Genomic DNA, 6851 nt, shown 5'->3' with positions numbered 1-6851 from the left:
CCACCACAAACTCCGCACAAAGCGCCACCGCAAACCCCGGGGACACCGCCGCCGCGAGCATCGGGGAGGCCGTGGCCGCCTTGCCGGGGGTGGCCGCGGGGGCGAGCCGCCCGTTCCCGCCGGGAGAGTCGCTCCGGGTGGCCCAGCGGGAAGCGGTCTGGGCCGCCTCACACGCCGCCGAATCGGGCCGCCCGCTCGTCCACTACGGCGAGGACACCACGGGCCGCTGGCTCCCGGACGACCCCGCGACCCTGGCCGCCCTGGTGGACCACGTACTGGGCGCCGCCCTCGCGTACGACGAGGCCCACGACTCGCGCCTGCTCATGTCCGTACGCACCTGGATGGAACGCAACCGCCAGTCGGAGGAGGCGGCGGCCGCGCTCCACATCCACCCCAACACCCTGGCCTACCGCCTACGCCGCTTCGCCGCCCTCACCGGCCGCGACCTCTCCTCTACCGCCGCCTTCGCCGAGGTCTGGCTCGCCATCCGCGCCGCCCGCCAACTCGGCCTCCTCACCCCATAGCCCGATCAGCCGAAGAACTCGTCCGCCGACGCAACCTCAATCGCACGAAGCAGCCAGGCATCAAACAGAGCCATATCCCGACACCCCATCACCCGCTCCCGCGCCCCCTCAGGGACGGGGACCCCACGCCCCTCCAAGACCCATAACACGGACTTCGCCTCGCCCTCGGCATGGAGTCTCTCGGCGTATTCGCCCTGGTACGGGTAAGTCATCATGGCCATCCGCCGGCCCCATTCTCGCTGTGCGTTGCCTTCCAGCGACAGAGTGAGGTATCGAGCGTACGTCCAGGCGACGTCTCGATCGATGGCGTTCAACGCCCGTTCGGCCCAGCGGGCCACCCGGCGGTTCGGGCAGATGACGACGAGGCAGGCCGGGCATTTCTCGCGGACCCGGAAATTGGCCATCGGCCCGGCACACGCCCGGGGTCCACCTCCGACAGGTCGGGCGAGGCGAGACGCGCCTCGCCCGACTGCGGATTATTGCTCCATGCTTTCGCTTGGTCACTCAGCGTTGACGGAACTGCACGGTGGCGATCTCCCACGGGCCCAGGGGCAGCCGGAGCGTGCCGTCCGCGACGGGTACGGCGTCGCCGGGGCGGCCGCGCAGGTCGGCGTGACGGGCTTCGAGGAGGTCGCCCGAGATGACGGCCTCGGTAGCGGACGGGGTGAGGGCGACCACGCGGAGCTCCGACCAGCCGTCGCGGTCACGCAGGGACGTCATCACCACGCCGTCGCCCGTCACCGACAGGCCGGCGGCGGGCTCGGGCAGGGCAAGGGAACGGTCGCCCGTGCCCGGCGTCACCAGCAGGTCGTGGCGGAACGCCTCCGCGTGCGGGAGCACCTCCTGCCACGACTCCGCGTACGGCATGAGCGCCAGGCGCACCGAGCGGACCCCGCGGGACTGCGCCGCCGGCGTCGGCAGCTGGGGTCCGGCGGGTTCGGGGCGCAGGGCGTTGCGGTTGCGCGAGAGGTAGCCGACCGAGCGGAGCAGCGTGAGCGCCAGCTCCCCGCCGGTCAGCTCGTACTCGGTGACGTGCTCCAGCAGCGCGGCCACACCCCCGGCGGCCACCCACGAGGAGGCCGGGAAGGTCGGCAGCGGCGTCTCGCCGCACCCGGCCTCCGAGGTCGTGCCGCGGCGGACGACCGCGAACTGCCCCTCCGCGTACGACTCCGACGCCTGCGAGGGCAGCGGGACGTGGAGGCGCACCCGATGGTCGGCGCTGCGGTTGTCGAACTCGACGTGCAGCCGGACGAACGGCTCCCCAGCACGCAGCTCCACCCGGGTGACGACGACGGTCTCCTCCGTCCGCTCCGACCGCGAGGCGGCGGGCAGCTCGGGCGCGCCCTCGATCCCGTCACCGGCGGCCGGCCACCGGTACGTGCGCCGCACGTCCACCGCCGCCACCAGCGGGCCCGAGCAGACCAGCTCGGTGTCGACGGACTCCGGCTCGGAGACGACCAGGTCGTCCAGCGGGGGCGCGTAGTTGTAGGTGTCGCCCACGTCGCCGCCGTCGACGATGCGGCCCGCGCCCGTGACGGTCGTGCCGTCGCGGGCCACCAGGGTGAGCGTGCCGTCGGAGGCGACGGCGACCCGGAGCAGGCCGTTGTCCAGCACCTCCGCGTCGCCGCGCACCGGGGCGAGCCCGTCCGCGGCCCGCCAGCAGGACGCGTGGTGCTCGTCGCCGGAGTCCGCGCCGTACGCCTGCGCGTGAGGGACGGGACGCAGGCCGGTGTGCCCGAGGGGCGGCGCCTCCACCAGGGCGGCCACCGTGCGGCGGGGCTCGGCGAGGATGCGGACGCGGGTCACGCCGTCGAGCTCGCCGCGCAGGTCGTCCACGTCGAACACGATCGGCGTCTCACGCGCCACGGTGAACGTCAGCGTGCCGTCCTGGACCGACCAGGACGTGATGTGCTGGCCGTACAGCTCGGTGCCGTGGACGAAGGTGAGCGCCGTGGCCGGGTCCATCTTTTCGTCGAGCAGCAGCGTGGCGGCGTGCTCCAGGGGCTGCACGGGGATCGGCCGGCCGGAGGGGTCCACGAGCGGGTCGGCGCCGGCGACGTCCACGATCACGACCCCGCGCCGGGTGGCGGGCGTCGGGTTGACGACGAGCACGCCGTCGGAGGGCACGTCCCGCGCCAGCCGCGCGGTCACCATGTCGCGCACGGCCTGCCCGAGCTGCTCCGCTTCGGCGATGCGGGCGGCGACCTGCTGGGCGGTGTCGTCGACGCCGCAGCCGGTCACGGAGTCGTGCCCGCTGGCGTCCACCAGCCGCCACCACGCCATGTCGAGGAAGCGGCCCGGCCACTCGCCGCCCCAGAGGGCGGCCAGCGGCTCCGCGTAGCGTTCGACCATCCGCTCGGCGCGGCCCATGGCCTGTTTGACGTGCGGGCGGATGGAGATGACGCCGGGCAGGATGTTGGCGCGGGCGTGGGAGCGCAGCTCGCCCTCGACGCGCGGCAGGCCCTCGACATCACCGGAATAAGCACCGATATATCCGGACAAGGTGTCCATGCGGGCGCCGATCGCCGCCACCATCTCCGGCAGCCCGCGCACGGGGGCGGAGTGGTCGGTGCCGTACATCGCGAGCAGCGACCCCTCGGGCCCGTGCCACCGGCGCATGGTCTCGACGAACGCGGCGGCCCGCCCCTCCAGGCCCTCGGAGTCGGAGAACAGGTGGGCGCCGTTGCCGTAGCCGCCCGCCGGAAGGTACTGGGTGCGCAGCGCCGTTCCGTCGGGCGCCACCCAGGCGAAGGCGTCGGTGACGACCGAGGACGGCACGCCGCGGTAGACGCAGGCGTGCAGCAGCCCGGCCTTGCGCAGGATCTGCGGCATCTGGGCCGTGTGGCCGAACATGTCGGGCAGGTAGCCGACCGGCATGGCGCCGCCCAGCTTGTCGGCACGGGACATGCCGAGCTCCAGGTTGCGGACGATGTTCTCGCCCGAGCAGAGGAACTCGTCCAGCAGGATCTGCCACGGCCCGACCGCGAGGCGCCCGGACTCGACGAGGGCGGCGATGCGGTCGCGGTTCTCCGGACGCACCTCCAGGTAGTCGTCCACGCAGGCGAGCTGCCCGTCGAGGGTGAAGTGGTAGGCGGGCTCGCGTTCCATGGTGTCGAGCACCTCGTCCAGCAGGGCCACCAGGCGCAGCCGGAAGCGCTGGAACGGCTCGTACCACTCGCGGTCCCAGTGCGTGTGGGGAACGACGACGATCTCCGAGCTCACGCGGACTCTCCTCCGATGGGCAGATCATGCTGAACGGCATAACGGGCGGCGATGCGCTGGGCCGTCACGATGTCCTCCAGCGCGCCGGCCGCGTCGGTGAGCGGCGGCTTGCCCTCGTTCACGTAAGCATGGAAGGCGGCCAGCTGCACCTCGAACGCCTCGGTAACGTCGCGGTACTCCGTGCGGCTCTCGCTCCCGGAGACCACGGTGAGGACGGTGGGGGCGTTCATCAGGTACGGGGCCGGGAAGACGAGCTCCAGCGTGCCCTTGTCATGGTGGATCGCCACGGTCTCACGATAGGCCGGGTAGTCCTCCAGGTAGTGCCACCGGACGGAGAACCGGCCCCGGACGGGCAGCGGCCCGGAGATCTCGACCGACCCGGGCGCGTCCCCCCAGGTCTCAACGTACGAAATTTCCTGCGGAGAGCCGGTAAAGCGCCTCATGAGCGACAAATCGTGGCAAATCGAGCCGAGGGCTACCCCGTACAGATTCCTGACCGGCTCCGGCGCCGACTCCCCCAGCGCCCGCGACACCAGCTCCCCCTCGGCCGCGCGCAACGAGGCCAGCAGCCCGGCGTCCACGTCGCGCGCCTGCGTCAGGTTCGCGAACGCCAGCTGCGACTCGCCGCTCGGATGCAGCACGGTCACCTCGACCGACCGGATCACCCCCGGCCCGCCCAGCTCGGCCAGCATCTCCTCGGCCCGCCGCACCGCGGGGTCGTACTGCTTCATGTAGCCGACCATCAGCCGCCCCTCGGGCAGCTCCGCGACCTCGGCCCGGGTCAGGGCGAGCGGCTTCTCGCACAACACGGCGTAACCGCCGGCGAGGGCCTGGCGCACGGTCTCGCCGTGGGAGCCGGAGGCCAGCACGACGACGGCCTCGAAGCCGCCTTCGGCGAGCAGCTCCGCCACCGAGGTGTGCCGCCGCGCGGCACCCAGCCGGTCGCCGACGGCGTCGGCGAGGGCGCGCGACAGGTCGCAGACGGCGACCACCTCGAACAGGTCGCGCCGCCGCGACAACAAGGGCACGTAGACCGCCTGCGTGACGGCCCCGCACCCGACAAGCGCGATTCTCAAAGTCCCAGATCCTTCAGCATCCTGCGGTTGGCGGCCTGGTCGGCGATGTTCTGGGCGACGCTGCGCCGCCCCGGCAGGGTGTCCTGCTCGACGATGACCCAGCCCGAGTAGTCGATCTCGTCGAGCGTCCTGACCACGCCGGGCAGGTCCAGCTCGCCCTGGCCCAGCGGGGCGAACCCGCCCCGGCCCATCAGCTCGCGCAGGTCCACGCCCTCGGCCAGGGCCTGGGCGAGGATCTTCGTGTCGCCGTCCTTGACGTGCACGTGCCCGATCCGCCCGGCCCACGCGCGCAACGCCGTCACCGGGTCTCCGCCGGCCAGCAGCAGGTGTCCGGTGTCGAGGCAGAGCTGCACGTCGGTCAGCTCCAGCAGGCGCTCGACCTCGTCGGGCGTCTCGACGTACGTGCCCAGGTGGTGGTGGAAGACGGGGTCGAACCCGCGCTGGCGGCACCGGTCGACGGCCTCCTGGACGCGGGCGGCGTACCCGGGCCACTCGGAGGCGGGCAGGCCGGGAGCGTTCCCGCCGGGGCGGGCGAAGCGCTCGGGCACGCCCGACTCGCCGAGCGTGGGCCGCGGCGGCAGCGGCCCGACCGGCGCGGCGGCGAAGACGTCCAGGGTGGCGTCGAGGGCGGGCAGCCCGCGGCGGAACTCCTCGGCGTCGCTGTAGCGCAGGTCGGCCCAGCCGCCGGCCAGCCACAGACCGCCCAGGCGTTCGGCCAGGTCGTCGGGGGTGCCGAGGTAGCCGACGGGGCCGAGGTCGATGCCCTCGTAGCCGGCCTCGGTCAGGGCGCGCACCATCTCGTCGGCGGTGAGCGGTGGCGGCGCGTCGCTGAGCTCGAACACGCCGAAACTCACGGGCGCGTTGGCGACTTTCCTCACGCGCATAGGGCGATCACCTCGTTCTCGTAGGTTTCCAACCGGTGCGGTCCCTCGAGGGCGCGCAGCAGCACCCGTTCGCCGCGGACCACCTGACGGGTGCCGTCGGGGCGTACCAGGACGAGGCCGTCGGCGTCGAGGGCGAGCAGTTCGTCGCCCAGCCGCAGCAGCAGCGGCGCGTCGGGTCCCGCCGAGACGGCGGTGCGCCCGGCGCGTACGCCGTCCAGCACCCCGCTGGTGTCCTCGGCCAGCACCCACGTCGTGGGCGCGCCCGGCAGCCCGTCGGAGCCCTCACGGTGGAAGTCGCTGCCGCCGATGGCGATCACGTCGTCGCGCCAGGCGGCGGCCCAGGACAGCGGGGCGCCCCACCGGCGGTCCCACCAGCCGGAGTGCCAGACCTCGGCGACGCGGGGCCGCCGGGTCACCGGCTGCAGCCAGGCGCAGTCGCCGCCGAGCGGGTGGTTGATCGAGATGATCCCGCCCGCGCGTTCGGCGTGCTCGACCCAGGAGTCGACCGGTTGCCGGAAGTCGACCCAGCCGACGTCGCCGAAGACGTTCGCGTGGCCGCGGTCGGTGGTGACCTCCTGGCCGGGGATGAGCGTGATCTCCCGGTCGATCTTGCCGAGCCAGGGGTGATGGCTGACGGTGTTGTGGTCGGTGACGGCCAGGAAGTCGAGCCCGCGCCCGTGGGCCAGCTCGGCCAGCCCGGCGATGGTGAGCGTGCCGTCGCTGTGCAGGGTGTGGGCGTGGAAGTCGCCGGCGTACCAGCGCAGGCCGTCGACGTCGGGGATGTCGCGCCGGGGCGGGCGCTCGCCGTGCGGCGGCTCCGCGGTCACCGGCTCGGGCGGCGCGGCGGTCTCGAACGTCACGTCGAGCGTGTAGTCCAGGCCCTGCGGCGGGATGCGGTGCAGCCGCAGCCACACCTGCCACGTGCCGGTCTCGGGCGCGCCGGGCAGGTAGCCGGGCGTCGCCCAGTCCTCCGTGATCGTGTACTCGTCGCGCGCGCCGCCCGACCAGCCGCGGAAACCGCGCGGCGAGGCGCACCCGAGGTCGATCACGCCCTGCGACCGGTCGTACGACAGCCGCACGGTGACCGCCGCCGTGCCCGCGGGGACCTCGAAAGGCACCTCCCGGAGCATCCGCTCCAGCCGGTC

At 73.3% G+C, this 6851-nt stretch carries 6 protein-coding genes; 1 reads left to right on the top strand and 5 read right to left on the bottom strand.

Annotation, left to right across the window (positions count from 1 at the left end; all coding sequences use genetic code 11):
• The coding region (locus C1J01_RS21665; protein WP_181448890.1) for a PucR family transcriptional regulator at positions 1–524 on the top strand (524 nt) is incomplete at its 5' end.
• 5 nt (positions 525–529) lie between these two features.
• Here the strand turns inward: C1J01_RS21665 and C1J01_RS49210 are convergent.
• From C1J01_RS49210 to C1J01_RS21640, 5 genes are all read right to left on the bottom strand, one after another.
• Positions 530–928 carry a hypothetical protein gene (locus tag C1J01_RS49210; protein ID WP_146615683.1) on the bottom strand — a complete coding sequence of 133 codons (399 nt, stop codon included), beginning with the start codon at positions 926–928 and terminating at the stop codon, positions 530–532.
• Between the two features lie 100 nt (positions 929–1028).
• Positions 1029–3746 carry a glycoside hydrolase family 38 N-terminal domain-containing protein gene (locus tag C1J01_RS21655; protein WP_111180807.1) on the bottom strand — a complete coding sequence of 906 codons (2718 nt, stop codon included), beginning with the start codon at positions 3744–3746 and terminating at the stop codon, positions 1029–1031.
• Positions 3743–4822, bottom strand: coding sequence for a Gfo/Idh/MocA family protein (locus C1J01_RS21650; protein ID WP_111180806.1), 1080 nt, complete (start codon positions 4820–4822; stop codon positions 3743–3745). Before C1J01_RS21650 ends, C1J01_RS21655 begins: the two co-directional genes overlap by 4 nt.
• Positions 4819–5706, bottom strand: a complete 888-nt coding sequence (locus tag C1J01_RS21645; RefSeq protein WP_111180805.1) for a TIM barrel protein — start codon at positions 5704–5706, stop codon at positions 4819–4821. The genes C1J01_RS21650 and C1J01_RS21645 overlap by 4 nt, the downstream gene beginning before the upstream one ends.
• Complete coding sequence (locus tag C1J01_RS21640) at positions 5697–6824, bottom strand: CehA/McbA family metallohydrolase (protein WP_235854582.1); 1128 nt, start codon at positions 6822–6824, stop codon at positions 5697–5699. The genes C1J01_RS21645 and C1J01_RS21640 overlap by 10 nt, the downstream gene beginning before the upstream one ends.
• Positions 6825–6851: the final 27 nt, after the last annotated feature.

It is taken from the genome of Nonomuraea aridisoli (genome assembly GCF_003236395.1).
Taxonomy (GTDB): Bacteria; Actinomycetota; Actinomycetes; order Streptosporangiales; family Streptosporangiaceae; genus Nonomuraea; species Nonomuraea aridisoli.
This window is presented reverse-complemented; position numbering and strand designations above follow the sequence as displayed.